Source organism: Plesiomonas sp. ZOR0011 (genome assembly GCF_000800945.1).
Lineage (GTDB): Bacteria > Pseudomonadota > Gammaproteobacteria > Enterobacterales > CAMTGL01 > Plesiomonas > Plesiomonas shigelloides.
In genome coordinates, this window is record NZ_JRKB01000003.1 from 1 (window position 1) to 3,101 (window position 3,101).

General features: G+C 47.5%; 3 protein-coding genes and 1 tRNA gene. 2 read left to right on the forward strand and 2 right to left on the reverse strand.

Features of this window, described 5'->3' with window-relative positions; translation table 11 throughout:
• Window positions 1–117: 117 nt before the first annotated feature.
• Window positions 118–194, forward strand: a tRNA-Met gene (locus L975_RS00105).
• A 409-nt stretch (window positions 195–603) separates the two neighbouring features.
• Here the strand turns inward: L975_RS00105 and L975_RS00110 are convergent.
• On the reverse strand, window positions 604–792 hold the full coding sequence (locus L975_RS00110; RefSeq protein WP_010863812.1) for a hypothetical protein: 189 nt from the start codon (window positions 790–792) through the stop codon (window positions 604–606).
• Window positions 793–1,124: 332 nt separating this feature from the next.
• A complete protein-coding gene (gene ribA, locus L975_RS00115; protein WP_039044812.1) occupies window positions 1,125–1,715 on the reverse strand; it encodes a GTP cyclohydrolase II in 591 nt (196 codons plus the stop codon).
• A 338-nt stretch (window positions 1,716–2,053) separates the two neighbouring features.
• Between ribA and nagK the strand changes: the two genes are divergently transcribed.
• Complete coding sequence (gene nagK, locus L975_RS00120; protein WP_047706573.1) at window positions 2,054–2,965, forward strand: N-acetylglucosamine kinase; 912 nt, start codon at window positions 2,054–2,056, stop codon at window positions 2,963–2,965.
• Window positions 2,966–3,101: the final 136 nt, after the last annotated feature.

Consider the following 3,101-nt stretch of genomic DNA (forward strand, 5'->3'; position numbering starts at 1 on the left):
GAGCAGCTTGGTAGCTCGTCGGGCTCATAACCCGAAGGTCGTTGGTTCAAATCCAGCTCCCGCAACCAGTTTTATGCGTCACCGATGGGTGACAGACAAGAAAAAGAAAGAATTTGGCGCGGGATGGAGCAGTTTGGTAGCTCGTCGGGCTCATAACCCGAAGGTCGTTGGTTCAAATCCAGCTCCCGCAACCACATTTAAAGCCCACTGAAAACTCAGTGGGCTTTTTTGTATTTGTTTTTCGTATATCCTGCGCGACTAATAAGGTGTCTTTCGCGTAAAAATGCGAAATTTTCGTTTATCGCCAAGATCGCTAAGCCTGTGGATAGAGAACAAATGGAGAAGAGAAAAGTAAGATAGCTGCAAGGAGGTTGCTTGTCTGCGAGACTTCCCTTCGAGATAAGTTATTGTGATTTCTTAATGCATGGATATTGCTGTATAACAAACAACAATCAGCTGTCAGGTATGCTTCGGTTGAAATATAACTATCTGTCACCTTAGTATTTATTTGAGAATAGTCGAGTGGATCATCCGTCACTGCGAGATTACTTTTCGCTTATGACGAAAGTGACGGAAGGCAATGCACGAATGATCCTACCGTGATCAGCGCTTTTCACGCCCCATCATCCGATCCCATTTTCGCTTTTGCTCGTTGAGTTGATCTTGGCGCATTTGCTGTTTCATACGCATTTTCCGGATCAAGTCTTGTTTCTTTTTTTTGCGTTGCACTATATTGGCTATCAGCAGAAAACAGAAAAAAATAAATAACAGTATCAAAAACTTAGCTGTCATAAATTAGTCTCACACCCGCATGATGGTGTCTGAAAGTCGAAAAGAAAAGGGCAAAATGCAGCTATAACAATCGATATCTCGTGATGCCTAGCAACGCATGTGTATAGCGTTAAACGGTGCAGCACGACGACATTTCGTAAGGGGTTTACGTATTCAAATAGTGCCAATGCTACTCATCTCAGGTTCACGGTTGAGAACGCGATGATACGCTGAGGTGATTTTGACAAAACGTGCTGCTGCCGATGCAGGATAACCGCTATGTTCGCTGAGAGCCAGTGTAAATAACATAGCGTATAGTAATAAAACATTATCCTGCAGCAGGATAGGCGGTATTAGCGATCGAGCATATGACCCATCTTCAGGGCTTTGGTTGCCAGATAGTGTTCGTTTTTCGGGTTTTTCCCCACCAGCAGCGGAACTCGCTCAACAATATCAATACCGGCTTCAGTGAGGATATTCACTTTCTTCGGATTATTGGTCAGCAAACGCACATGCTGTACACCCAACAGGGTAAACATATCGGCGCACAACGTGAAGTCACGCTCATCAGCAGCGAAGCCGAGTTGATGGTTGGCTTCTACCGTATCAGCACCTTGATCTTGCAGTGCATACGCGCGCACTTTATTCAGCAGACCAATGCCACGGCCTTCCTGACGGTGATAAATCAGAACGCCACGTCCGGCTTCAGCAATTTGTGTCAGAGCGGCGTGCAGCTGAAAACCACAATCGCAACGCAAACTGAACAATGCATCGCCCGTCAGACATTCGGAGTGCACACGGGCCAGAACTGGCTCATCACCCGAAATGTCACCGAAAACCAGTGCCAGATGATCTTTGCCGGTTGCCAGCTCTTCAAAGCCAATCATCTGAAAATCGCCCCAAGGCGTCGGTAATACGGCTTCCGCCACCCGTTTTAACTTCATGTTGGACTCCTGCAATATTATCTTTTAGATCCTACTGTCAGTTGCGGTGCTTGACCAGCATTTAATGTAACGTCCTGAAGATTCTCAAAGATCCTGTGCGGCATGCCATACCCTGACTTTCTCTTCTACGCAGGGCATGGAATAAATTGCGAAACAGAGCATGATATTGGATGTTGCAGTGAGTTTCTTACGTAAGATAATCAGATTTTATGCAATAATTAACCTATTGATTATTAATGGATCATGCGTTGCATTTTTTCAGGGGATATGCCGTAAACCGCTAACAAACACGGACGGCAGCAGCGCATACAATGCTGTGTAAAAAAGGGAGTGGAGCAATGTATTACGGCTTTGATATCGGCGGCACCAAAATTGAGTTTGGCGCTTTTGATGCAGATTTGGTACGGGTTGCGCGTGAGCGCGTGGCAACGCCAACCGAAAGCTACGCCGCTTTTCTGGACGCTATTGTGACGCTGGTGAACAATGCTGATGCCGAGTTTGGCGTCAAAGGTACGGTTGGAATTGGGATCCCTGGGATTGCGGATGTTGAAACCGGTAAGCTTCTTACCTCCAATATTCCGGCGGCGATGGGCCACACTCTGCAACGCGATCTGGAAGATCGCTTACAGCGTCCGGTAAAAATTGAAAATGATGCCAACTGCTTTGCATTATCCGAAGCGTGGGATGAAGATCTGCGCGGTGAGCCGTCTGTATTGGGGCTGATTTTGGGCACCGGTGTTGGTGGCGGGTTGATTTTCAATGGCAAGGTGCACTCTGGCCGTGCCAATATCGCGGGTGAAATTGGACATACCCGTTTGCCGTACGATGCACTGAAATTGCTCGGTATGGAAAATGCGCCGATTTTCCCGTGCGGCTGTAAAAACAGCGGTTGTATTGACAACTACCTGTCTGGGCGTGGTTTTGAGCAGCTGTATGACCACTATTTCTCAGAAAAACTGTCGGCTCCAGAAATCATTGCTCACTATGAGCAAGGTGAGCGCCGCGCCGTGCAGCACGTTGAGCGGTTCATGGAGCTGTTGGCGATTTGCTTGGCGAACATCTTCACCTGTCTTGACCCACATGTGGTAGTGCTGGGCGGCGGTTTGTCTAATTTTGAGCTAATTTACCAAGAACTGCCAAAGCGTTTACCGGCGCACCTGTTACATGTGGCTAAGTTGCCAAAAATCATTAAAGCACGTCACGGTGATGCGGGGGGCGTGCGCGGGGCCGCTTTCTTAAATTTGGCCTAATAGCGTAGTCACGGTAAGCGACGAGCTTGGCATTACATAGGTAACGTCAGCAGAACTACACGTTCTGTGTAAATATCGTTGCGGCTTGGCCGTTTTTCGCACGACTCAAACCCGAATACTGACCTTGGTGTGTGTT